Raw genomic sequence first — 22,164 nt, 5'->3', positions numbered from 1 at the left:
ATCTCCAGCGAAATTACTTTTTCATGAGTTCGCGGAGTGCCGCGAACGGGTTTTCTTTCTCTTCCGGCGAAGGCGTGTCGTCTTCGTCGGGTCCAGTTACGTCGTCGGGCAACTCGTGGTCCGGATTCACCGGAACCAGGGGCAACGCCAACAGCAGTTCATCTTCGATCGCCGCGATGGGATCGAGCCTGCCGTCCTCTTCGAGGAGCAGCGGCTCGTAACCCGGGGGAAGCGATGCTTCCTCCCGCTCTTCCACGATCAGTCCGAGCCGGGTGTCGACGGCCACCGGAAGCACGAAGGGCTCCAGCGAACGCTGACAGATGACCGTCAACGAGGCACTTGCACGAACGGCCACGTAAGCGACATTCAGTTCGTCGCGCCCGAAATCCAGTTCGTAGGTTACCGCGCCCTCGGGCGACGCAACCACCTCACCGAGCCGGGCAAACGCCGACACGGGAAGTTGTCCCTGGAACGAACGCCGCGCACGAACTTCGCGCCAAGCGTCCACGGACGATGGCAAGGTCACGGACATAATCGCGAAATGGTAGGCATCAACATCCCTGAAGTCAACCGGTTAGGCACCTTGCCTGACATCGCGGGCGGTTTTGCGCGGCGCGCCGGGTTTCGGGCAGACTGCCCCGTAGCCGACGATTCTGCCGCAATACCTCGACCCTGGAGAAGAGGACGCGTGTTTTCCCTTGCCTATTATGCACTTGCGGTGGTGATCGCGATCGCCGCGGGGCTGTGCGTCTGGATCGTGAGGCATCAGCGCAGTCGCCGGCGGCACGTGGCGCTGCAGGATCTCATGGATAACGCCGACCGCCTCGAGATCGATCTCAAGGACTGCCGCGACCGCCTCGCCCGTGCCCACGCGGTGATGTCGGTCAGTCCCGACCTGCCGGCCACCGGCGAAGTCGAGGCCCAGCAGGCCGTGGATTCGGGGCTGCGCGCGCTGCTCCAGCAACGCCTGTGGATCCGCGACCGCGCTTCCGAGGCCAGCCAGAGCGAACTCGACGAGGCGGTCGACGCCCTCGTCCGCGCCAGGCACCAGCTCGAACCCCGCCTGCGTGCCCTCGACGACGCCCAGACGGCGCTCGACACCGCCGTGCGCGAACACATCCACCGGGATTTCTGACGTGTCTCCTCAGTCCACCGTCGTACTCGCTTCCACGTCCGCCTACCGTGCCGGTCTGCTTCGTCGCCTGATCGACCACTTCGAGCAGGTCGCCCCAGGCACGGACGAGGCCGCCCTGCCCGGCGAGCACGCCGCCGCACGCGCCGCCCGCCTCGCCGAGGCCAAGGCAAGGGCGGTCGCCGAAACGCGGCCCGGGTCCATCGTCATCGGCTCGGACCAGGTCGCCGACCTCGGCGGCCGCGTGCTCGACAAGCCCGGCACCGTGATCGAAGCGCACAGGCAGCTCACCGCCAGCTCGGGCCGCGAAGTGACCTTTCATACGGCGGTCTGCGTGATCGACCTGCAGGGCGACGCGACGACGCACGTCGACGAGACCCGCGTCTGCTTCCGCGATCTGTCGCGCAGCGACATCGAGCGTTACGTGGAACGCGAGCGGCCCCTCGATTGCGCAGGGAGCTTCAAGTGCGAAGGGCTCGGCATCGTGCTCTTCGAACGCATCGAGAACGAGGATCCGACCGCGCTCGTCGGCTTGCCGCTGATCGCCACCGCGCGCCTGCTGCGCGCGGCGGGTGTCGTGCTCCCCTGATTTCCGGTGGGAGCCAGCCTGCTGGCGAAGGGTGCTCGCGGCAAGCACCCTTCGCCAGCAGGCTGGCTCCCACCGGGAACGACTAGCCGTCGTAGTGGGCCCGGTATGCCGTCCATACGGGGCATGCTTCGGGATCGTTCGGCAAAGGGCGCGCCCGGACCGTCGCGTCGTAAAACGCGAACCGTCGCCGCCCGCCGAAGAGATCGACGCGCGACACCGGCACGATGGTCGTCACCCGCGAACAGATCGAACCCAGCCACGCCTGCCGCTCGCGTTCGCGCAACGACGTCTCGTCGACCACGAGCAGGACCGGTCGACCGGCATGGACCGACAGTCCGTGCTCGTCGAAGCCCCACGTCGCGAGCTGCGGTGCGCGACCGTGCTTCATGTTCAACGGACTGTCGAGGGTGTACACGGTCTGCGCGGAACCGAGTGCGAAACGCAGCTCGGCGGCAAGCATGAAATTGTCGGCGACGACGATCGCGTCGGGTCGTACCGCGAGCCGTTCGCGCACCGTCGTGGCGGCCTCGCGCCAGCCGGTGAAGTTCGACGGGAAGGCCTTCACCGTGGCCAGCGATGTAGCGCCGCTCGTGGACGCGGCGAGGCCGAGCCACGCGAAGCCCGCGGCGAGCCCGATCCCGGCGAGCACGAAGCCCGCCGTCGCGAAGCGACGCCACGACCTTCCCGCATCGCGCAGGAGCACCGGCAGGACGGCGCAGGCGAGCACGTATCCGGGCAGCGGCCAGTGCGCGCGGAAGCGCACGTCGTCGGCGAAGAGTCCGAGCAGGAAGTAGCCCACGACGAACATGCCGCCCACCACCGCGACCACGTCGAACGGCGATTCGTGGCGACGACGCCATGCGCGCCATAACGCCCAGAGCATCGTCGCCCACGCGAGCGGCGTGCAGGCGATCGCCTGTTCGAGCGGCTGCACGAGCGCGTCGGCCTGGAAGCGCCACGGGTTGCGTTCCACGAGCTGGAAGGCGACGCCGGCACCGCGCGATGCGAGGTTGTAGAGCACGATCGGAACCAGGCCGAACGACGCGATGCCCATCGCCAGCCAGAGGCCGGGACGTCGCCATTGCGCGCGGCCGCGCGGCATCGCGACGAGATAGACGAGGCCTGCCAGCATGGGCATCGCGGCGCGGTAGTGCGTCGCCCAGGCGATGGCGAGTCCGACGCCCAGCCACGCCCAGTCGCGCAACCGGTTCCCGTCGAGCGCCGCGAGCAGGCCTTGCGTCGCGAGGACGATGGCGAAGGCGAGCGGCACGTCCGGCAACGCGAGCACGCCGAGGCTGCCGGCCAGCGGCAGGACGGCGACGAGCGTCGCGGCCTGCCACCCTGCCGCGTCGTCACCGTAACGTCGGGCGATGGCGGCGGTCTGCCAGGGCAGCAGCGCGCCGATGAGCAGGAACGGCAGACGCATCGCGAGAAGGCCATGACCGAAGCAGGCTTCGGACGCGGCGATGAGCCAGGCGGTCAGCGGCGGAAGGTCGCTGTAGCCCCAGGCGGGCGCCAGGCTTTCCTGCCAGTAGAACGCCTCGTCACCGAAAGGCGACAGGGTGCACGCTATCACCAGCCTGACCACGCACGTGACCGCGAAGACCGCGAGAAACGTGCCTCGCCATGCATGCGGGCGCGCGGCTACACTCGAACGCTCACTCATCGAATCGGCCAGGCAGGGGGGCATACGCATCGATGTCCGCGACGAATCCGCTCCATGACGAAATGCTCCGGCACCGCCTCGACGCCGCGCTGGCGCAGGTCAACGGCGTGCTGCTGGGCAAGCCGCGCCAGGTGAAGCTGGCCTTTACCTGCCTCATCGCCGGCGGACACCTTCTGCTCGAAGACGTGCCGGGCGTGGGCAAGACCACGCTGGCGCACGCGCTCGCCGCGACGTTCGATCTCGAATTCCAGCGTATCCAGTTCACCAGCGACCTCCTGCCATCCGACATTATCGGAGTCAGCGTCTACGAGCGCGAGACCGGCGAGTTCCGTTTCCATCCCGGCCCGATCTTCACGAGCCTCCTGCTGGCCGACGAGATCAATCGCGCCACGCCGAAATCGCAGAGCGCGCTGCTCGAAGCGATGGCCGAAGGTCAGACCACCGTCGATGGCACCACCCACGAACTGCCCCGCCCGTTCTTCGTGGTCGCAACGCAGAATCCGCTGGATCTCGCGGGCACGTTCCCGCTGCCGGACTCGCAGCTCGACCGGTTCATGCTGCGGCTGAGCCTCGACTATCCCGATCCCGCCGCCGAGCGCGCGCTCCTGACCGGCGAAGACCGCCGCGACATGATGGCGACCCTCACGCCACGGCTGGACATCGCATCCATCGCCCAGCTGCACGCGGCCGCGCAGGGGGTGAAGACGAGTCCCGCGTTGCTCGACTATCTGCAGGCGCTGCTGGGGGCGAGCCGCAAGCACAACGACGTGCGCGTCGGCCTGTCGCCCCGCGCCGGTCTGGCGTTGCTCGCCGCTTCCCGTGCCTGGGCCCTGATCAGCGGTCGCGATTACGTCATCCCCGAAGACATCCAGACGATCTTCGTACCCACCGCCGCGCACCGCCTCGTGCCCGCGCGCGGCAGCCACCGGGAAGCGATCGCGCGCGCCATCCTCGCCGAGACGCCGGTTCCCTGATGCCCGGCCGCGTGCAACGCCTGGTCGCATGGGCGGAGCGCAGGCTGCCCTCGCTGACGCGCCTGCGTCGGCGTGAACCGTTACCCATCCACCTGCACCGCCGCCGGATCTACATCGTACCGACGGGCTTCGGGCTCGGCTTCGCCGTGTTGCTCGGCGTGATGCTCGTCGGTTCGCTCAACTATTCGAACAATGCCGCGCTGATGCTCACCTGCCTGCTCGGTGCCGCCACCGCCGGCAGCATGCTGGTGGCGTTCCGCGTCCTCAACGGCCTGACCATCGGCGGACTTCGTGCGGGAACGGCGCGCGCCGGAGAACCGGTGCGCCTGTCGCTCGACGTGGGGGCGACCCAGCGCGAACGCATGGCCGTGCGGCTCGACATCGAGCGGCGGGAATTCGTCTTCACCGTGCCGGCGGGCGGAAAGACCACCGTCGAATTCGACCTGCCCACGGCATTCCGCGGCTGGCTTCCCCTGCCCCGCATGCGCCTGCACAGCCGCTGGCCATTCGGAATGTTCCGCGCCTGGAGCTGGCTGAACCCCGATCGCGCGGTGCTGGTCTATCCACGTGCGGAATCCCTCGGCCCGAAACCGTTCGAACCGGAAGGCGACGCCGACCGCGGGCGACCGCGGGCGGGCGACGAACTGGCGGCGTTGCGTGAGTACCGCCCCGGCGATCCGCGCCGGCAGATCGCGTGGAAGCTCAGCGCGCGTCACCACGGGCTCCTCGTGAAGGATCTCGAGCAACCCGCGCCGCAGGAAGACTGGCGACTGGACTGGGACGGCATGCACGGTCTCGACGACGAATCGCGCATCTCCCGGCTCGCGCGGTGGATCGACGAGGCGCGGGACTCGGGCCGACGCTGGAGCCTGCGCCTTCCGGACGGCTATTTCGACATCGCGCAGGGCGACGAGCACTATCACCGCTGCATGACCGCGCTGGCGTTGCGCCCATGACGGGCTTTCGCCGATCCGTGAAGGTGGTGACCGAGCCGAAACTGACCACGCGCTCGTTCGACATGCTCACGCTGACGATGGGTTTCATGGTGCTGGTGCATGCCCTGCACCTGCCGTGGTGGCTCACGGTGGCGCTCGGGGCGGTGCTCGTCTCGCGCTGGTGGCAGCGGCGCCGCGGAGGCGCCAACGCGCCGGCGTGGCTGAAGCTTCCACTCGTGGGCTTGTTGCTCGCCGCGGTGATCGTGCAGCACGGCACGCTGTTCGGCCGCGAGCCGGGCAGCGCGTTCGCCGTCGGCCTGCTGGTACTCAAGCTGCTGGAAAGCGAGCACCGTCGCGATGCCCGCGTGGGCATCGCTTTCGCATGCTTCGCGCTGATGAGCGCGCTGCTCTTCGATCAGGGCCTCGTCGCCAGCATCGTCGTCTGCCTCGGCATCGTGCCCGCGTTGGCGACGCTGCGCACGCTCGAGGAAGTCGACCCCGACACCACATCGTGGAAGCGCGAATTCACGCCCGTGCTCTGGGCATTGATGGCCGCCGTGCCGCTTTCGCTGTTCGCCTTCCTCTTCGTGCCACGGCTCAGCAGCCCGCTGTGGGGAACGCCCGATAGCGGCCAGACCACCACGGGCCTGTCGAACCGGCTTGCGCCCGGCGACATGCTCGACCTGATGACGGACGACACGCCCGCGATGCGCGTGACGTTCGACGGCACGCCTCCCCCGAACGCGTCGCGTTATTTCCGCGCCTATACGATGCAGGTCTTCGACGGCAACGGATGGTCGCCGGGATCGCGCAGCACGCGTCGTCCGCCGGCGGTCGCCGAATACGGCCCGCGCACGGGGTATCGGACATCGATCGAGCCCACGCACGACCGCGTGGTGCCGATGCTGGACCTGGCGACCATGGCGCCGCCCGGTACGGCGCTGCGTGCGGATCGCACCGTCGCGGCGGACCGGCGGATCGACGAGGTGCTGTCGTTCTCCGCGCTCGCCGCCACCAGTTACCGCCTGGAACCCACCCTCGACGACGGCGTGCGTCGCGACAACCTGCAGCTTCCTTACGGCACCGGTCCGAGGGCGCGTCGGCTCGCCGCGTCGTGGGCCGAATCGAGTCACGGCGATGGCGGCGCCATCGTGCGCTCCGCGCTGGCCCTGTTTCACGACGACTTCTCCTACACGCTCGCTCCGGAACCGCTCGGTCGCGATCGCATCGACGACTTCCTGTTCCAGACGCGGGAAGGCTACTGCGAGCATTTCGCTTCGGCGTTCACCTTCCTGATGCGCGCAGCCGGCGTCCCGGCCCGCGTCGTTACCGGCTATCAGGGCGGCTACTGGAACACGACCGCCCGCTACCTGCTCGTTCGTCATTCCGACGCCCACGCGTGGTCGGAAGTGTGGCTCCAGGGACGCGGCTGGGTCCGCGTGGACCCGACCTCCGCCGTGCGCCCCGAACGCGTCGAGCTCGGCGCCGCGGCCGCGGCCGCCGGCCATGGGGCGAGCGACGGTCTCCTGGACATGGCCTGGCTGCGTGACCTGCGCAATCGCTGGGACGTCGTCAACCAATGGTGGAACCGCGGCGTTATCGGATTCGATGCGTTGCGCCAGCAGGGACTGCTGCAACCGTTCGGCGTTCCCCACGCCGAGGTCACCGACCTCGCCCTCGTGTTCGCCATCGGCTGCGCGTTGCTGGTTGCCGTCGCGCTTGGCTGGGCACTGTTCCAGCGGCGTGAAGGCGACGCATTGGATGCGTGGATGTGGCGGCTACAGCGAATGCTGGCGAAGGCCGGTGTATCCCGACGGACAAACGAAGGACCGAAGCATTTCCTCGCACGTGCCGCGCGCGCGTTGCCCTTGCACAGAAATGCGCTGGAAAGGTTGAGCGGGCTTTACTTGGCCGCACGCTACGGGCATGACGAACCGCCGCCTGAATCGGTCGTCGAATTCGGGCGTGCAGTGAAGGAATTAAGACCGCGCCGCGTGGTCAAATAAGGGCATGGTATCGGCCGTGCCCGGCACCTCAGGAGACATGACATGTCGATGTACAAACCGCTGGCCATCGTTGCCGCGACCCTCGCGCTCGGTGCATGTGCCACGGTTCCCCAACCGTTGCAGGGCCAGTTCAACGACGTTTCCACTGCGGGTGCCCAGCAGGGCGGCGCGCCGGGGGCGAAGGTGCGCTGGGGTGGCGAGATCATCAAGACCGAGCCGGGACCGCAGCAGACCTGCTTCTTCATCCTGTCCGAGCCACTGGACAGCGAGGCGCGTCCCACGGCCAGCAAGAATGACACGCAGGGCCGGTTCGTCGCCTGCCGTGACGGCTTCTACGATCCGGAAGTCTTCACGCGCGGTCGGGAGATCACCGTGACGGGCACGCTCCGCGGCGCCGTGACACAGAAGGTCGGCGATTTCGACTACGCCTATCCGCGTGTCGAGGCAGATGTCGTCTACCTCTGGCCGAAACGCGTTCCCATCCAGCGCTACCCGTCCGGGTTCTACGATCCGTTCTGGGGCCCGGGCTGGGGTCCGGGCTGGGGCCCGTACGGCTACGGCCCATGGGGCGACCCGTTCTGGTACCGCCCGCGCACGATCATCGTGCCGCGCCCGGTTCCGCACGGTCCGCCGCGTGGTCGATAAGCGAAACGAAAAAACCGGCGAAAGCCGGTTTTTTTTGTTCCAGACGGGCTCGGCTTCGCCATCGCGGCTTGCCTGCGCTATCGCGAAGAGCCGTCGGCCCGCACCCTCGCCGCTCCGAGCTCCGGCGTCGCTTGGGTAAGCGGGTGGGAAAAGCAGCCATGTGGAGAGGCTACTACCGGGTGGGAGCCAGCCTGCTGGCGATGGGCGCTCGCGGCAAGCACCCATCGCGGCCAAGGCCGCTCCTACACAGAGCCGAAAGCTCGCCGCTATAGCGGCTCCTACCTGACAGCTTGCCTCGCCAACCGCCGAGGCGCCGGGTGGCGATAAGACGGCTACCGTCGGGTGGGAGCCAGCCTGCTGGCGATGGGTGCTCGCCACAGCACTTCTGTGGGAGCGGCCTCGGCCGCGATGGGTGCTCGCGGCAAGCCCCCATCGCGGCCAAGGCCGCTCCCACACGAGCTCGCCGCTATAACGGCTCCTACACAGGCAGCTTGCCTCGCGGGTCGGTAGAGCCGTCGGCCGCCGCCCTCGGCGCGACTTGCGCAACCGAGCGCGGCGAGCGGATCAGGCCCGCAGGGGGCCGGCCCGGACGGCCGGCCGTTTTCGTCGAGGCAGGAGCCGAGTCGAAAACCCCCGCTCGCCGCGCGGGCGCGCAGGGGCGTCAGCCATAAGACACGGCCGCGCAGCGGCATCCTTTCCCAAGCGACGGTGAAGCCCGGAGCGCCGAGGGCGGCGGCCGACGGCTCTTCGCGGCCACGCGAAACCCAACGCGATGGCGCAAGCCGAGCCGTCAGCCCGGCGGCCAGTGCATCTGCCGCCCGGCGAGCAGATGGACGTGGATATGGAAAACCGTCTGTCCGCCATGCCCGTTGGTGTTCACCACCGTGCGATAGCCGTCCTTCGCGAAACCCTGTTCCCGGGCATACGTCGCCGCCGCGAGGAACAATTTGCCCAGAAGCTCCACATCGCTTGCGACGGCATCGTCCAGCGTTGCGATCGGCCGCTTGGGGATGAAGAGGACATGCACCGGCGCCTGGGGATTGAGATCGCGGAAGGCGAGCACGTCGTCGTCTTCGTAGACGATGTCGGCAGGGATCTCGCGGCGGACGATCTTGGCGAAGATGGTGTCGGTCATCGGAGAAATCCTCGTGTCAGCCGAGCGACTGCCGGCTGCCGAATGCATGGGCGAGCGTGCCGCGGTCGACGAACTCGAGTTCGCCGCCCAGCGGTACGCCGTGGGCGAGGCGCGTGGCACGGATGCCAGCCGCCCGGGCGAGCTGGCCGATGTAGTGCGCGGTAGCCTCGCCTTCGACGGTCGGGTTGGTCGCGATGATCATCTCCTCGACTTCCCCTTCGCCCAGGCGCTCGACGAGCAGCGGCAAGCCGAGCTCGTCGGGGCCGAGGCCGTCGAGCGGCGACAGCCGCCCCAGCAGCACGAAATAGTGACCGCGATACCCGGTGGCCTGTTCGATCGCGGCGAGGTCGGAAGGCGACTCGACGACGCACAGCACCTGCTTCTCGCGACTGCTGCCCGCGCAGAGCGAACACACGGGCGTCTCGCTGAAATTGCGGCAGCGCGTGCAGTTACCGACGTCGCGCATGGCCGATTCCAGCGCCGACGCGAGACGCAGGCCACCCTGCCGCTCGCGCTCGAGCAGATGAAAGGCCATGCGCTGCGCGCTCTTCGCGCCGACACCGGGCAGGCAACGCAGCGCGTCGATCAGTTCGCCGAGGAGGCGGGAGCCGTTACTCATCGTGGGCGACGCGTTCCGTCAGAACGGCATCTTGAAACCGGGGGGCAGGTTCAGCCCCGCGGTGACGCCGCCGAGACGGCTGCGGCTCATCTCGGCGATCTTGTTGACCGCGTCGTTGACGGCGGCGGCGACGAGGTCTTCCGCCATTTCCGGATCGTCGGCGAATGCCTGGCGGTCGATGTGCACCGCGCGCACTTCGTGACCGCCCGACATCGTCACGGTGACGAGGCCACCGCCGGCGCTGCCGGTGATTTCCGTTTTGGCGAGTTCGTCCTGCGCACGCTTCATTTCGTCCTGCATGCGCTGGGCCTGCTGCATCAGCTGACCGATTTGACCTTTCACGTTCCTGGCTCCACGGGTTTGATCGATTGCGGGATGACGCGCGCGTCGAAGTCGCGCTTCAGCGTCTGTACGAGCGGATCGGCTTCCATGGAAGCCTCCGCGTTGGCCTGGGCATCGCTGAGTACCTGCGCGCGACGCTCCGCCGGCGTGCCCAGGTTGCCCCGGTCGGCGACGAAGCGGAACCGCACACGCCGGCCGATGGCCTGCGAGACCTTCTCTTCCATCTGGCTGGTGAGCGGCTCGACGGCGAGATGCATGTGCGAGGGCGTCAGCGCCAGCACCATGCTTTCGCCGTCGATCTCGCGCAGCGAGCAATTCTGCGCAAGCTGACCGATGGGACCGCGCAGGTTGGCGCGCTCCACGAGTTCGTGCCAGTCCGGCAGCCCGTTCGCGTCCACAGTGAGCGGGCGCGGCGGCTCGGCAGGCGGCGGCGCCACCGGTGCGGGAGCCGGCGCCGGAGCGGCCGGCTGCGGGCGCGCGGGCGGCGCGGCGGCCGACGGCGCGGGACGCGGCGGCGGTGCGGACGGAACGGGAGCCGCGGCTGCGCGCGGTGTGCTCGCCGCGCCCTGCCCGGCCTCCGCCGGACGGAACGCGTGCATGCGGAGCAGCACCATTTCGAAGCCGATGCGTGCGTCGGGCGCCATCGGCAGTTCGCGGCGACCGTTGGTGGCGATCTGGTAGTAGAGCTGGACGTCTTCGGGTGCGATGCGCTCGGCGAGCGAGGCCAGCCCGTCGTCGCCGTCTTCCGCGCGGTATCCGGGCACGAGCTGCACGAGCTGGATACGGTGCAGCACCGTGGCGAGATCGTCGAGCACCCCACCGAAATCGGGAGAGAACGACGCGATGCGGTCGGCCTCGGCCATCAGGGCCGAACCGTCGCCCGACGCCAGCGCCTCGAGCACGCCGAGCACCTGGCCGCGCTCGACGCTGCCGAGCATGGCGCGCACATCGGCGGCGCGCAGCGAACCACCGCCGTACGCGATGGCCTGATCGAGCAACGAGAGGCCGTCGCGCAGCGAACCGTCCGCGCCATGCGCGAGCTCGCCGATCGCTTCCTCTTCGTATTCGATGGCTTCGGCGCCGAGGATGTGACGCATCTGGCCGGAGATCTGCTCCGGCAGCAGGCGCTTGAGGTTGAACTTGAGGCAGCGCGAAAGCACCGTCACCGGCAGCTTCTGCGGATCCGTCGTGGCCAGCAGGAACTTCACGTGCGGCGGCGGTTCTTCCAGCGTCTTCAGCAGCGCGTTGAACGCGGGCTTCGACAGCATGTGCACCTCGTCGACGAGGTACACCTTGAAGCGCCCCCGCGAAGGTGCGTACTGCGCGTTCTCGATGACTTCGCGCACGTCGTCGACACCCGTGTTGCTGGCAGCATCGATTTCGAGCAGATCGACGAAGCGGCCCGCGTCGACCGCCGTGCATACCGCGCACTCGCCACAGGGATCCGCGGATTCGCCGCGCTCGCAATTGAGCGACTTGGCGAAGATGCGCGCGATCGTCGTCTTGCCGACGCCGCGCGTGCCCGTGAACAGATAGGCATGGTGCATGCGGCCGGAGTCGAGCGCGTTGGTGAGCGCGCGGACCACGTGCTCCTGGCCCACGAGTTCAGCGAACTTGCGGGGGCGCCACTTGCGTGCGAGGACCTGATAGGACATGCCGTATACCTTGAGGCGACGGGGGATTGTGCCAAGGTCTGGAGGGGTACGAAAGCATGCCCCGAAAAGGCGATGACCCTGCCAGCCACACCCCGGCACCCGAATCGTCCGCTACCGTTGCTTCCTTCCGGACCTGGCGGGATTTACGGACTATCGTCGCGGGGGGACCGACAGGGCCACCATAAAAGATAGTGAAACTGGCGGAGAGAGCGGGATTCGAACCCGCGATACGCTATTAACGTATACACACTTTCCAGGCGTGCTCCTTAAACCACTCGGACACCTCTCCGCACTTGTACATCCTCTTCCCCGGCGTCCTGTCCGGCAAAGAAGCGGAAGGATAGCCCGACCGCCGGAACGAGACAAGCGGCCGCCTCGAAAAAGGGGACGTCTCCGGCGCCGGTCAACCCGCGGTGGGGCGCGGCGCGTGGGGTTCCGGCAGAGCCAGGCGCTCGCCGGGGCGAGCGATCCGGTAGCCGCGCGCCACCAGCGTCTCGCCGTCTTCGACACTGCCGTAGTGGTACAGCGCCATGCGGTCGCGGAGATCGGCGGGATATTCACGCTCGAGGTCGTCGACGCCCGTGTGCGAGGGGTTACCGACCACCCCGCAATCGTGCGCGACGAGCTCCCCCGCCGCGCCGTGGATCGCGAGCGCCTCGGGAACCGGTCGCGTGTCGCCGGTGAACACGAAGCTCCCGCGCAGCGCCAGCCCGTACGACGTGCCCTGCACGTGGTGGCGCGTGGGGAACACGTCGAACCAGAGACCTTCGTGCCAGAACCCGCGGGTGCACGGAACGAGCCGGAACGCCTCCCAGTAATTCACGCCGCCCTCGGCGAGCGCGCCGGGATAGTCGGCCACGCGCCCCTGCAGCCAGGGCAGCAGCGCCGCGTGCACGAACACCTTCGTACGGCCGCGCAGCGCCTCGTCGAACCAGAGGCGGAAGAACAGCCGCTCCATGCCCGCGACGTGGTCCATGTGCACGTGGGTGACGTACAGCGCCGGCGGCGGCTCGCCATAGGCTGCGAGATAGCGGTCGAGCGTATCGGGGCCGCAGTCGACCAGCAGCAGCGGCCGGCCGTCCCGCTCCAGCACCACGGCGGAGGATCCGAGTTCCACGGCGTGCGCCGCGCCGGTGCCGAGGAAATGGAGGTCCCAGGTCATTCGCGAAGGCTCCGTTCGTAGTGCTCGACCAGCGCGGGCCACCATTCGGCGTCGAAGGTGTCACCGGCCGCGTCGCGTGCGCCGAGCTTCACCAGCGACCGCTTCAGCCGGGCCAGATTCGCGCGTTGCCAGTGTGTGGCGGGCGAACGCAGGCGACCGCGATCGAAGTCGATGAGGTAGAGGTCGGCGCCGCTGACCAGAACGTTGTGCGCGTTGAGATCGGCATGCCACGCGCCCACGCGGTGGAACCGCGCGATCATGGCGCCGACCCGCCCCGCGAGGTCGGCATTGAAAGCCCCGTCGGCGAGGCGCTCGGCAAGGGTGGCCGCGTGCGGGATACGCGCCGTGATGAGGTCGGCCGAATAACGCAGCCCATGGCGCACGTAGCGCGAGGCGATCGGCGCCGGCACCGGCAGGCCGCGCCGGCCGAGTTCGGCCAGCAGGCGGAATTCCCGGGCGCTGCGGGTGCGCCGGCCACCCGTGAAGAGGTAGCGGTCGCCGAACAGACGCGCGACCATGCCGCCGCGGCGATAATGACGCAGCACGGCCTCGCCCGCCGGCGTATCGATGATGGCGACGCCTCCGCGCCCGCCCGCCTGCGAGCGCAGCGCGCCGCGCTCGCGCCAGCGATGGGGCGAGAACCATTCGGCGTCGACTTGAGGTGCACGGGCCGCGTCGAACAGAATCGTGCCACCCGTACCCGCGTCCAGTTGCTGCTCTGTCATTTGCCGGCCGCCTTCCGCGGCCACTCATCCGGTAACCCGATCTTGTCCAGTCTACCAAGCCGTCCGCTCCCGCCGGGAGACTCCAGCCTCTGCATCCTGCGTACCTCGGCCATCGGCGACGTCACCCACGTCGTGCCACTGATCCGCACCTTGCAGGATAAGTCGCCGGGAACCCGGCTGACATGGTTGATCGGCAAGCTGGAGCGCCGGCTGGTCGGCGACCTGCCCGGCGTCGAATTCGTCACTTTCGACAAGGGGGCGGGGCGCGCAGGCATGCGGGCGGTGCGCGAAACGCTCGCCGGACGCCGCTTCGACGCCCTGCTGCACATGCAGGTGGCGCTGCGCTCCAATTTGCTGAGCCTGGCCGTGAAGGCCGACCGCCGGATCGGTTACGACCGGGCCCGGTCCAGGGACCTGCACGGGCTTTTCGTCAACGAGCGGATCCCGGCCCGTAGCGGCGAGCACGTGCTGGATGCGATGGCGAGCTTCATCGAGCCGCTCGGCCTGCGCCAGACCGAGGTGCGCTGGGACATCCCCGTACCCGACGACGCGCGGGAATGGGCCGCCGAACAGCTCCCCGGCGACGCCCCGACGCTGCTGGTCAGCCCCATGTCGAGCCATGCCCTGCGTAACTGGCGCGTGGATCGCTACGCCGCCCTCATCGACCACGCGATGTCGCGCGGTGCACGCGTGGCGCTGGTGGGCGGCCCGTCGGAGGCGGAACGCGCGCTGGCGGACGCGATCCTCGGCGCCGTGAAGCAGGCCCCGATGGACCTGACGGGCAAGGACACCCTCAAGCGTTTCCTGGCGTTGCTTGGCCGGAGCCAGATGATCCTGACACCCGATTCGGGCCCGATGCACATGGCGAACGCGGTCGGCACCAAGGTGCTGGGACTGCACGCGGCGAGCAATCCGAACCGTTCCGGCCCCTATTCCGATCGCCGCTGGTGCGTCGACCGATACGACGACGCGTCGCGGAAATTCCTCGGCAAGCCCGCCGCGGCGATTCCGTGGGGCACGAAGATCGAGAAGCCGGGCGTGATGGACCTGGTGCAGGTCGACGACATGGTCGACCGCTTCGAGGCGTGCGCGGCACACCTCGGATGGCGACTGGGAGGGTAAGTCCCGCTCAGACGGCCGGCGCGCCGTAGTCCTGATACGACTTCTCTTCCACCAGCGTCGAGCCCAGCTTTTCGTTGATCTCGCGCTTGATGGCGGCGCGCTGATCGTTCACGACGTAGACCGACCGGGCGAGCTCGATGAATCGTGCATCGAATTCCTTCGCCTTTTCCTTGATGCGGATGTCGTCCTCGATGTCCCACAGACGCTTGTTCACGCTACGCAGGCGGTCCTTCTCGTCCGTGATGTCCGTCTTCGACGCTTTATGTTTTTTCCAGGTGGCATCGAGCAGCTCGAGCTCCCTGCGCACGTTCGCCAGTTTCGCGTCGTCCTTGATCTCCTGCAGCTTGATCTCGAGGATCGTCATCTTGTCGATCAGCTCGCCGTAGGAAACAGGGGTCTCGATGACGCTCATGGGGATTCTCCGGTGTGTCGGACGGCGGAGGTTAGCAGTTTTCACCGCGGCCCTATAGCGAGATCAGGCCGAAGGTATCGAGCAGCAGCACGACGTTCAGGCCCAGCACCACGAGCGCCGCCAGCACGGCGCCGATGCTGACGGCGCCCGAATTGCGAAAGTCCCCCATCACCGCCCGCCGGCTGGTGAACCAGACCAGCGCAATCATCGGGAACGGGAGGGCGATACTCAGGAAGATCTGGCTCAGCACCAGTGCGTGGGTGGCGTCGACCCCGGCGATGACCACGGCGAAGCTCGGCAGCATCGTGATCGCGCGTCGCAGCCAGAGCGGAATCCGGAACGCCACGAAGCCCTGCATGATCATCTGACCCGCCATCGTGCCGACGACGGAGCTGGAAAACCCCGAAGCGATCAGCGACACGAGAAAGATCGTCGCGGCCGCGCCGCCAAGCAACGGCACCAGCGTCTGGTAGGCGGTTTCGATTTTCGCGATATCGGGGTGGCTGCCGTGGAATGCCCCCGCCGCCATGATGACCATGGCGAGATTGATCAGGCCCGCCACGGAAAGCGCCAGCACGACCTCCAGGTTGGACAGGCGAATGATGCGCTTGCGCTCGTCGTCGGTCCGCGGACGGGCGCGACGGTCGGTAAGCCCGGAATGCAGGAACAGCGCGTGCGGCATCACCGTGGCGCCAATGATGCCGACCGCGATCGCGACCGCCGCGCCATCCGGCAGGTTCGGCACGAAGATCTGCTGGCCCAGCGCCTTCCAGCCGACCGGCGCGATGAAGAGCTCCGCGAGGTACGACAGGCCCACCACGCCGACGAGCGCGCCGATCGTCATTTCCAGACGCCGGTAGCCCTTCCCTTCCAGCAGCAACAGGCCATAGGTCACGATGGCCGTGATGCCCATGCCCACCAGAAGCGGCAGATGGAACAGCAAGGCGAGGCCGATGGCGCCGCCGAGGAATTCGGCGAGATCCGTCGCCATCGCGGCCAGCTCGCTCACGACCCACATCACGTAGACGAGCGGCCGCGGAAGGTTCTCGCGACAGACTTCCGCCAGGCTGTAACCGGTGACGATGCCCAGCCGGGCGGACAGGCTCTGGAAAAGCATGGCCACGAGGTTCGCCAGCACCACGACCCAGAGCAACGCGTAGCCGTAACGGGCACCGGCCTGGATGTTGGTCGCGAAGTTGCCCGGGTCGATGTACGCCACCGACACGACGATCGCCGGCCCGGCGAAGGGCAACAAGGCGGACAGGCCACGGCGGCGCCCATCGAGCACCTCTCTCATGGCCGGTTCTTCGCGTCGCTCCGGATGCACCTTCTGGAGCATGCTCAGCAGCCCTCGACGGCGGTGCCGTCACCCGGGATCACCATACTACAGGCGCCTCCCGTCATCGGCGGCGGGCCGCTTGATCTCGGCGGGCGCGGCCTCGATCTCGACCGCGTGCACGTTCGGACGGATCGGTTTGCCTCGCGCGTCGGCGACGCCGCGCGTGAGTTCCGCGCCGAGCAGCACGATGATCGACGAATAGTAGGTCCACGTGAGCAACACGATGAACGCGCCCGCCGGGCCGTACGCGCCCCCGACATCCGAATACTGGATGTAGAGGCCGATACCGTACTTGCCCAGCAGGAACAGCGCCGTGGTGAGGATGGCACCGATGATCGCCTCGCTCCAGTCGATCACGGCATCGGGAAGCACCTTGTACATCGTCGCGAACGCGGCCACGAACACGACGACGGAGATGGCGTATTCGACGATGCGCCAGGTCGTGCCGTCGCCCCGGACGAGCGTCTGGATGGCCGCGCTGACCAGGAAGGACACGATCATCATGAACGCGATGCCGCCCAGCAGCGCGAACGCGCGGGCGCGCGCACGCAACCACGCGCTGACCGCGGCGCCCGGCTTCGGCTTGACGCGCCAGACGCGGTCGAGCGTGCCCTGAAGCTGGGCGAAGACCGCCGACGCACCGAACAGCGTGACACCGATGCCGATGACCCCCGCGATATCGCCGAGTTTCGGATGCGACTTCGCGCTGGCGATCACCGCGTCGAGCGCCTCGGCCGCACGCGTGCCGACCACGCCCGCGAGCGCTCCCGAGAGCTCGCCCTGCCATTCCGGGTGGAGCATGGAGACGATCCACACCAGCAGCAGGAGCAGCGGCGCAAAGGACAGCGCGGCATAGAACGACAACGCCGCCGCGCGCGTCATCAGTTCGTCGTCGCTGAAACCATCCACCGCCGACACGACCGTTCGCTTGATGCCGCCGAAAACCCCACGCATGTCGTTACTCCACCGTCTCGTCCATCCCACCTTCGGTGCACGCCGATAAACGTGAAGCGCAGGGGATGTGAAGGCGTCGTTCGACACGCGCCTGCCCGACGAGGGCGGACGAGTCTCGGGCAGCGTGCGCCAGCTAACGGTCGGGCCCGCCGATCGTGAGCACAATCGGACTAAAGATGGCTCGCCACGAGCCGATGACCCTGTATCCCGCCGAGCGCCGACCATGCCTGTCCAGAACGCCCGACACATCAACCTGCGAGCCATCCTCGAACAGCTCAGCCGCGACGGCATCGTCGGCTACGAGGAGCAGGCCGCGCACCTCGGCAACGTCACCGGTCAGCGCCTCGCCGCCATGGACCAGGGCAGCCACATCGACGTCCTGTTCTCCGAGCACCTCGAATGGGTACTCCACCGCCGCCGCGGCTGGATGGACGAGCTGCACGAGGACGATCCTCTGGAGGCGTGAACAGCCAGAGCCCGGCCAGGGTCCGTCCAGAGGTCACCCTGTCCTCTGGCACTGCCTGGCACTCGCGCCACGACCTACGTTCTCCCGCAGCCACCGGGAGAACGACATGGACATGCGATGGGCGGCAGCCCTCCTACTTTACGCGAGCGTGGCAACGAGCCATGCCCAGAATGCCTTGCCACGACTCGATCAACACGATGCCGCACCGAAGACGAAGGTACTCGTCGTCGGCATGACGCATCTGCGGAACGCGCCGGAGAGCTTCCAGCCGACGATGCTCGAACCGCTGCTGCAACGACTGGCGGCGTACAAGCCGACGATCATCACGATCGAACAGCTCTCGGGGGAAACCTGCGACCTGATGGCACGCTACCCCGCCATCTACGATCCGCAGGACGTCACCACCTACTGTCACGATACCTCGGCGGCGAAGGCCGCCACGGGTTTCGACATACCGGCCGCGGTTGCCGGGGTGAAACGCACGCTCGCCGAGTGGCCCGCGACGCCGACGCCGGCGCAGCGACGCCATCTCGCCGCATTGTTCCTCGCCGCGGGCGACGACACCTCGGCCGCCGTGCAGTGGATGCGCCTCGCCGAAGCCGAGCGCCACGCGGGCGACGGGCTCGATGAAGCGCTTGTCGCCGACATCAAGGCACGCGCCACGCGAAACAACGAAAGCGTGCTGATCGCGGCGACACTCGCCGCGCGCCTCGGGCTCGAGCGTGTCTATCCGGTCGACGACCATACCGGCGACAACGTGCCCATCGATGACCCGAAGGCGTACGGCAAGGCGGTGCAGGCCGCGTGGGATACGGCGAAGGCGGACCGCCAGCCGATGCTCGACAAGGAAGACGCCTTGATGAAGCGTGGCGATCTGCTCGGCCTCTACCGGCATATCAACAGCCCCGACTACCTTCGCGTGCTGAATCGCTCCGACTTCGGTGCCGCCATCGCCGATCCGTCCCCACGGCATTACGGGCAGCTCTACGTCGCTGGATGGGAAACCCGCAACCTGCGCATGGCGGCGAACATCCGCTTCGCGTTCGCGCCCGCCCCCGGCACCCGCGTCCTCACGATCGTAGGTTCGATGCACAAACCATGGCTCGACAGTCTGCTCGGGCAGATGCAGGGTGTCGAGATCGTGGACGCAGGGGCAGTTCTCCGCTGATAGCCGGACGTGCCTGTTGCAGTGCACGCCAAACGATGAGCGGACGTTCATCCCCCAAACTGACGGCCAATGCCTGAGGTCGGCTTGATCGGGTACCCCTTCCCCGCTGCGACGTTGGCGTCTCCATGGTCATCGATGGCCATGGCGATGCTTCGGCGGCGAACGAAAATCGACGTTACCGTACCGGGACCGTTTCGAACGCAGCGACCACAAGCTCGTACAGAGCCCGGCCCTGCATCCCGGCGTCGAGTCAGATCTCTAACGAATCCTGCTGTGCTTGCCGACGGGGCTGCATGCTCGCCGCCGAATCAGTCAGAGCTTGTCGGGGCTCGCGGTGCGCGCATCTGTCATGGCCGCCTGCGCTGCCTCGAAGCGCGATCTCACCACAGCATTCGTGAGCGGCTCGACGGAGACGAGCTCGGCGCCGCGGGCGTCCAGGACCTGGAATTTGAGCGGCGCGCCGAGGCGACGTGAGAGTTCTCGCCAGGCCAGCAATTCGGCGAAATCCTCGCCGGCGGAGGCGGTCGAATAAAGCGAGACGAAGGGTGATCTGCCGAGCGCCTGATAGAGCGCGGGGCTTTGCGACAGGGGCAGCTTGGGTTCGCGTCGATAAACGGAATGGGCGATCGTGCCATCGGCGTGTGGCTGCGCCAGACTACGGTAGTCGGTCCAGATCGCCCTGAAGGGGCCACCCGTCATGGTGAGGTCCAGCGCGCGATCGATCACATGCGTGGTTTCATGAAGCAGGATGTAGGTCAGGGCGGAAGTCTGACCGGCCGTAACCTTGACGCTGTAGCCCGACCCGTCTGGGGAGAACAGCATCGCCTCTTTCTGAGTAAGGAACGCCGACAGCGATTTCTCGAGCACATCGGCGCGGATGGTGATGTCGAACATCAGCTCACCGTTCGCCCCCTTCGAGGCCCGGGTCAGTGCGGTCCCGGCGCTGGTCGGTGCGTCGATGAAACTCAAGCGCGCGAGCCGCCGCTCGAGCGTCTGGCGATAAAGCACGGGAAGATCGGCGATGGCGTTCTCGACCAGGGCCCACTCGCGGTCGGTGAGAACATGGGCCTTGGTGTCCTTCGCGCCTGCGTCGACATAGGCTTTGATGGTCTCGTCTGCGGGCAGGCCGATTCTTGCCCGGATGGCCGAGGCGGCCTGATCGCCGGTGACGACCCGCGGCGCGGCGACTTGGGCGAATCCCCGCGCCGGCCAAGGCATCAGAAATAGTGCGGCAACCAGCAAGGCGCCCCATCGGAAACCCGGATTTGCAGAAACGTTCGACATGCGCGGTCTTACCTTTTCGGTCACGTTAAGTATCGGCAACGGGTTCAGGACCGCTTGCTCAGGACATCGCGCGGAAAGCCGGCCGCGAGATGATCGATCAGAGCTCGGACGGCTGGAGACAGGCCCCGCCGGGTGGTGAAGACGAGATGCACTGTGCCCTGCAACCCGCGCCAGGCTGGAAGGACCCGAACAAGCTGTCCCGCCTCGAGGGCGTCGATGCAGACGTGGTCTGGCAAGATCGCCACGCCCAGGCCGTCGATCGCCGCGTCCCGAATGGTCGTCATGGACTCGCACCCCATCCTCGGCTGCAGGCGGACGACATGGGTGCGGCCGTCGCCGCACTCCAGGTGCCACTCAAGATCGTCGGCCATGTCGTTCGTCGCCAGCGTCGGCAACGTGGCCAGTTGTTCGACGGTTGCCACCTGGTTGGCGAGCTGAGGGCTGGCGACGAGGATCCGTGTCGAGGTGCCGAGCGAGCGCATTGTCAGGGCTGCGTCGCTGGTCAGGCTTCCACGCACGCGCAAAGCCAGATCGATGCGCTCCTCGATCAGGTCCACCGCCCTATCGGTCGCCACGAGTTGCAGTCGCACCTGAGGGTAGCGCGCCAGGAATGACGAGATCAGCCCATTGATCGGCTGCAGCATGCCGGTGGGACAGCTGAAACGGATTCGCCCGTGTGGCTCGGCCCGGGCGTGCAGGACAAGCGCCTCCGCCTGCTGGGCTTCGGCGAGCATGGCGCGGCATCGTTCATAGAACGCAAGGCCGGTGTCGGTGACGCGAAACCGCCGGCTCGACCGTTCGATCAGGCGCAAACCCAGTCTTTCCTCCAGGCCCGCGATCCGCCGACTGAGCTTGGACTTGGGTTCGCGCAACGCGCGGCCGGCGGCGGCGAAGCCGCCGTGGGCCACGACCTCGGCAAAATAGGCGTAGTCGTTGAGATCGATCCGCATCAGCGTTCCTCTAGTAGAACGCAGGATGCCATTTTTGCTGACTACACGCATCATCGTTCCTACAGCATATTTGTTTCATCACCGGCGCACGGCCGGCCTGAGGAGACAGACGATGACGAACAAGTTCAACAACAAGGTCGTGGTGGTGACCGGCGGCTCCAGCGGCATCGGCCTGGCCGCCGCCAAGGCTTTCTCGGCCGAGGGCGCTTCGGTGTTCATCACCGGCCGCCGGCCGGAGGCGCTCGACGCCGCCGTCAAGGAGATTGGTGGGCGTGTCACCGCCGTACAGGGCGACATGTCCAAACTGGCCGACATCGACCGGCTGTACGACGCCATACAGCAAAAGCATGCCCAGATCGACGTGCTGTTCGCCAACGCGGGTGGCGGCGAGATGGTCCCCCTCGGCGCCATTTCCGAGGAGCACTATCAAAGCACGTTCGACACCAACGTAAAGGGCGTTCTGTTCACGGTTCAGAAGGCGCTGCCGCTGCTCAGGGACGGCGCGTCGATCATCCTGACGAGCTCGACCACCAGCATCTCGGGCACCCCGGCCTTCAGCGTTTATTCGGCGACCAAGGCAGCGGTGCGCAACTTCGCCCGCAACTGGATGCTCGACCTGAAGGATCGTCACATCCGCGTCAACGCGGTCAGCCCCGGCGTGACCGACACCGCCGGCCTCGACGAACTGTTCGGTGGCGGCGCGCAGGCGCAAGGTACCCGGGACTATCTGGCCGGCCTTATTCCCGCCGGTCGCGTCGGCCAGCCGCATGAGATCGCCAAGGCTGTCCTCTTTCTGGCCTCCGACGACGCCAGCTTCATCAACGGCATCGAGCTCTTCGTCGACGGCGGACAAGCTCAGATCTGAGCCATCACAAAGGTGGCCC

The 22,164-nt window shown here is 67.5% G+C and carries 23 protein-coding genes, 1 tRNA gene and 1 other RNA gene; 10 read left to right on the top strand and 15 right to left on the bottom strand.

The window, feature by feature from the left end; translation table 11 throughout:
* Positions 1-13: 13 nt before the first annotated feature.
* Positions 14-454, bottom strand: coding sequence for a YceD family protein (locus tag BMX32_RS12455; RefSeq protein ID WP_343123856.1), 441 nt, complete (start codon positions 452-454; stop codon positions 14-16).
* A 234-nt stretch (positions 455-688) separates the two neighbouring features.
* On the opposite strand from BMX32_RS12455, the gene BMX32_RS12450 reads away from it, so the two are divergent.
* Together BMX32_RS12450 and BMX32_RS12445 are read left to right on the top strand one after the other, a co-directional pair.
* Positions 689-1,135, top strand: coding sequence for a hypothetical protein (locus BMX32_RS12450; protein ID WP_029213428.1), 447 nt, complete (start codon positions 689-691; stop codon positions 1,133-1,135).
* A 1-nt stretch (position 1,136) separates the two neighbouring features.
* Entirely contained in the window at positions 1,137-1,721 is a 585-nt protein-coding gene (locus BMX32_RS12445; RefSeq protein ID WP_029213427.1) for a Maf family protein, read from the top strand.
* Positions 1,722-1,803: 82 nt separating this feature from the next.
* On the opposite strand, the gene BMX32_RS12440 is transcribed toward BMX32_RS12445, so the two are convergent.
* Positions 1,804-3,387, bottom strand: coding sequence for an ArnT family glycosyltransferase (locus tag BMX32_RS12440; protein ID WP_089980306.1), 1,584 nt, complete (start codon positions 3,385-3,387; stop codon positions 1,804-1,806).
* Between the two features lie 32 nt (positions 3,388-3,419).
* Here BMX32_RS12440 and BMX32_RS12435 point away from each other — a divergent pair, with 32 nt between their 5' ends.
* From BMX32_RS12435 to BMX32_RS12420, 4 genes are read left to right on the top strand one after another with little or no spacing between them, the layout of a single operon-like run.
* A complete protein-coding gene (locus BMX32_RS12435; RefSeq protein WP_029213425.1) occupies positions 3,420-4,361 on the top strand; it encodes an AAA family ATPase in 942 nt (313 codons plus the stop codon).
* The gene (locus tag BMX32_RS12430; RefSeq protein ID WP_029213424.1) at positions 4,361-5,317 is read left to right on the top strand and encodes a DUF58 domain-containing protein; all 957 of its coding nucleotides are present in this window, start codon (positions 4,361-4,363) and stop codon (positions 5,315-5,317) included. The genes BMX32_RS12435 and BMX32_RS12430 overlap by 1 nt, the downstream gene beginning before the upstream one ends.
* The gene (locus tag BMX32_RS12425; RefSeq protein WP_089979291.1) at positions 5,314-7,302 is read left to right on the top strand and encodes a transglutaminase TgpA family protein; all 1,989 of its coding nucleotides are present in this window, start codon (positions 5,314-5,316) and stop codon (positions 7,300-7,302) included. Before BMX32_RS12430 ends, BMX32_RS12425 begins: the two co-directional genes overlap by 4 nt.
* Positions 7,303-7,344: 42 nt before the next feature.
* Positions 7,345-7,947 carry a Slp family lipoprotein gene (locus BMX32_RS12420; RefSeq protein ID WP_089979289.1) on the top strand — a complete coding sequence of 201 codons (603 nt, stop codon included), beginning with the start codon at positions 7,345-7,347 and terminating at the stop codon, positions 7,945-7,947.
* A gap of 790 nt (positions 7,948-8,737) precedes the next feature.
* On the opposite strand, the gene BMX32_RS12415 is transcribed toward BMX32_RS12420, so the two are convergent.
* The 8 genes from BMX32_RS12415 to BMX32_RS12380 all read right to left on the bottom strand — a co-directional run bounded on the left by BMX32_RS12415 (position 8,738) and on the right by BMX32_RS12380 (position 13,585).
* Positions 8,738-9,082 carry a histidine triad nucleotide-binding protein gene (locus tag BMX32_RS12415; RefSeq protein WP_089979287.1) on the bottom strand — a complete coding sequence of 115 codons (345 nt, stop codon included), beginning with the start codon at positions 9,080-9,082 and terminating at the stop codon, positions 8,738-8,740.
* Positions 9,083-9,098: 16 nt separating this feature from the next.
* Positions 9,099-9,701, bottom strand: a complete 603-nt coding sequence (recR, locus tag BMX32_RS12410; protein ID WP_029213410.1) for a recombination mediator RecR — start codon at positions 9,699-9,701, stop codon at positions 9,099-9,101.
* 18 nt (positions 9,702-9,719) lie between these two features.
* Positions 9,720-10,043 carry a YbaB/EbfC family nucleoid-associated protein gene (locus tag BMX32_RS12405; RefSeq protein ID WP_029213411.1) on the bottom strand — a complete coding sequence of 108 codons (324 nt, stop codon included), beginning with the start codon at positions 10,041-10,043 and terminating at the stop codon, positions 9,720-9,722.
* Positions 10,040-11,698 carry a DNA polymerase III subunit gamma/tau gene (gene dnaX, locus BMX32_RS12400; protein ID WP_089979286.1) on the bottom strand — a complete coding sequence of 553 codons (1,659 nt, stop codon included), beginning with the start codon at positions 11,696-11,698 and terminating at the stop codon, positions 10,040-10,042. Before dnaX ends, BMX32_RS12405 begins: the two co-directional genes overlap by 4 nt.
* A 76-nt stretch (positions 11,699-11,774) precedes the next feature.
* Positions 11,775-11,871, bottom strand: an RNA gene (gene ffs / locus BMX32_RS12395) — signal recognition particle sRNA small type.
* 25 nt (positions 11,872-11,896) lie between these two features.
* Positions 11,897-11,987 (bottom strand) — tRNA-Ser (locus BMX32_RS12390).
* Between the two features lie 114 nt (positions 11,988-12,101).
* A complete protein-coding gene (locus BMX32_RS12385) occupies positions 12,102-12,860 on the bottom strand; it encodes an MBL fold metallo-hydrolase (protein WP_089979284.1) in 759 nt (252 codons plus the stop codon).
* A complete protein-coding gene (locus BMX32_RS12380) occupies positions 12,857-13,585 on the bottom strand; it encodes a 3-deoxy-D-manno-octulosonic acid kinase (protein WP_089980303.1) in 729 nt (242 codons plus the stop codon). Before BMX32_RS12380 ends, BMX32_RS12385 begins: the two co-directional genes overlap by 4 nt.
* 42 nt (positions 13,586-13,627) lie before the next feature.
* Here BMX32_RS12380 and BMX32_RS12375 point away from each other — a divergent pair, with 42 nt between their 5' ends.
* Entirely contained in the window at positions 13,628-14,707 is a 1,080-nt protein-coding gene (locus BMX32_RS12375; RefSeq protein WP_244511516.1) for a glycosyltransferase family 9 protein, read from the top strand.
* Positions 14,708-14,714: 7 nt separating this feature from the next.
* Here the strand turns inward: BMX32_RS12375 and BMX32_RS12370 are convergent, their stop codons facing one another.
* From BMX32_RS12370 to BMX32_RS12360, 3 genes are read right to left on the bottom strand one after another with little or no spacing between them, the layout of a single operon-like run.
* Positions 14,715-15,119: a DUF6165 family protein gene (locus BMX32_RS12370; protein ID WP_089979283.1), complete on the bottom strand. Its 405-nt coding sequence runs from the start codon at positions 15,117-15,119 to the stop codon at positions 14,715-14,717.
* A 52-nt stretch (positions 15,120-15,171) separates the two neighbouring features.
* Entirely contained in the window at positions 15,172-16,458 is a 1,287-nt protein-coding gene (locus tag BMX32_RS12365; RefSeq protein ID WP_049808620.1) for an Nramp family divalent metal transporter, read from the bottom strand.
* 45 nt (positions 16,459-16,503) lie between these two features.
* Complete coding sequence (locus BMX32_RS12360) at positions 16,504-17,412, bottom strand: YihY/virulence factor BrkB family protein (protein ID WP_089979281.1); 909 nt, start codon at positions 17,410-17,412, stop codon at positions 16,504-16,506.
* 223 nt (positions 17,413-17,635) lie between these two features.
* Between BMX32_RS12360 and BMX32_RS12355 the strand changes: the two genes are divergently transcribed.
* Both BMX32_RS12355 and BMX32_RS12350 read left to right on the top strand, forming a co-directional pair.
* A complete protein-coding gene (locus tag BMX32_RS12355) occupies positions 17,636-17,878 on the top strand; it encodes a hypothetical protein (protein ID WP_029213417.1) in 243 nt (80 codons plus the stop codon).
* A 112-nt stretch (positions 17,879-17,990) separates the two neighbouring features.
* On the top strand, positions 17,991-19,046 hold the full coding sequence (locus tag BMX32_RS12350; RefSeq protein ID WP_089980298.1) for a DUF5694 domain-containing protein: 1,056 nt from the start codon (positions 17,991-17,993) through the stop codon (positions 19,044-19,046).
* Between the two features lie 312 nt (positions 19,047-19,358).
* On the opposite strand, the gene BMX32_RS12345 is transcribed toward BMX32_RS12350, so the two are convergent.
* Positions 19,359-20,330 carry a hypothetical protein gene (locus tag BMX32_RS12345; protein WP_139206719.1) on the bottom strand — a complete coding sequence of 324 codons (972 nt, stop codon included), beginning with the start codon at positions 20,328-20,330 and terminating at the stop codon, positions 19,359-19,361.
* 44 nt (positions 20,331-20,374) lie between these two features.
* On the bottom strand, positions 20,375-21,280 hold the full coding sequence (locus tag BMX32_RS12340) for a LysR family transcriptional regulator (protein ID WP_089979278.1): 906 nt from the start codon (positions 21,278-21,280) through the stop codon (positions 20,375-20,377).
* Between the two features lie 112 nt (positions 21,281-21,392).
* Between BMX32_RS12340 and BMX32_RS12335 the strand changes: the two genes are divergently transcribed.
* Positions 21,393-22,145: an SDR family NAD(P)-dependent oxidoreductase gene (locus BMX32_RS12335; protein WP_089979276.1), complete on the top strand. Its 753-nt coding sequence runs from the start codon at positions 21,393-21,395 to the stop codon at positions 22,143-22,145.
* The last annotated feature ends 19 nt before the right edge of the window (positions 22,146-22,164 follow it).

Source organism: Luteibacter sp. UNCMF331Sha3.1 (genome assembly GCF_900109915.1).
Classification (GTDB): Bacteria; Pseudomonadota; Gammaproteobacteria; order Xanthomonadales; family Rhodanobacteraceae; genus Luteibacter.
The sequence above is the reverse complement of the archived record's forward strand: the minus strand, read 5'-3'. Positions and strand labels throughout refer to the sequence as shown.

Bases quoted from the DNA above. Each gene is read 5' to 3' on its own strand.
- BMX32_RS12345 (WP_139206719.1), bottom strand. From the start codon at position 20,330: ATGTCGAACGTTTCTGCAAATCCGGGTTTCCGATGGGGCGCCTTGCTG.
- BMX32_RS12420 (WP_089979289.1), top strand. From the start codon at position 7,345: ATGTCGATGTACAAACCGCTGGCCATCGTTGCCGCGACCCTCGCGCTC.
- BMX32_RS12350 (WP_089980298.1), top strand. From the start codon at position 17,991: ATGCGATGGGCGGCAGCCCTCCTACTTTACGCGAGCGTGGCAACGAGC.
- dnaX (WP_089979286.1), bottom strand. From the start codon at position 11,698: ATGTCCTATCAGGTCCTCGCACGCAAGTGGCGCCCCCGCAAGTTCGCT.
- BMX32_RS12425 (WP_089979291.1), top strand. From the start codon at position 5,314: ATGACGGGCTTTCGCCGATCCGTGAAGGTGGTGACCGAGCCGAAACTG.
- BMX32_RS12340 (WP_089979278.1), bottom strand. From the start codon at position 21,280: ATGCGGATCGATCTCAACGACTACGCCTATTTTGCCGAGGTCGTGGCC.
- BMX32_RS12430 (WP_029213424.1), top strand. From the start codon at position 4,361: ATGCCCGGCCGCGTGCAACGCCTGGTCGCATGGGCGGAGCGCAGGCTG.
- recR (WP_029213410.1), bottom strand. From the start codon at position 9,701: ATGAGTAACGGCTCCCGCCTCCTCGGCGAACTGATCGACGCGCTGCGT.
- BMX32_RS12335 (WP_089979276.1), top strand. From the start codon at position 21,393: ATGACGAACAAGTTCAACAACAAGGTCGTGGTGGTGACCGGCGGCTCC.
- BMX32_RS12360 (WP_089979281.1), bottom strand. From the start codon at position 17,412: ATGCGTGGGGTTTTCGGCGGCATCAAGCGAACGGTCGTGTCGGCGGTG.
- BMX32_RS12380 (WP_089980303.1), bottom strand. From the start codon at position 13,585: ATGACAGAGCAGCAACTGGACGCGGGTACGGGTGGCACGATTCTGTTC.
- BMX32_RS12370 (WP_089979283.1), bottom strand. From the start codon at position 15,119: ATGAGCGTCATCGAGACCCCTGTTTCCTACGGCGAGCTGATCGACAAG.
- BMX32_RS12355 (WP_029213417.1), top strand. From the start codon at position 17,636: ATGCCTGTCCAGAACGCCCGACACATCAACCTGCGAGCCATCCTCGAA.
- BMX32_RS12435 (WP_029213425.1), top strand. From the start codon at position 3,420: ATGTCCGCGACGAATCCGCTCCATGACGAAATGCTCCGGCACCGCCTC.
- BMX32_RS12385 (WP_089979284.1), bottom strand. From the start codon at position 12,860: ATGACCTGGGACCTCCATTTCCTCGGCACCGGCGCGGCGCACGCCGTG.
- BMX32_RS12440 (WP_089980306.1), bottom strand. From the start codon at position 3,387: ATGAGTGAGCGTTCGAGTGTAGCCGCGCGCCCGCATGCATGGCGAGGC.
- BMX32_RS12415 (WP_089979287.1), bottom strand. From the start codon at position 9,082: ATGACCGACACCATCTTCGCCAAGATCGTCCGCCGCGAGATCCCTGCC.
- BMX32_RS12365 (WP_049808620.1), bottom strand. From the start codon at position 16,458: ATGCTCCAGAAGGTGCATCCGGAGCGACGCGAAGAACCGGCCATGAGA.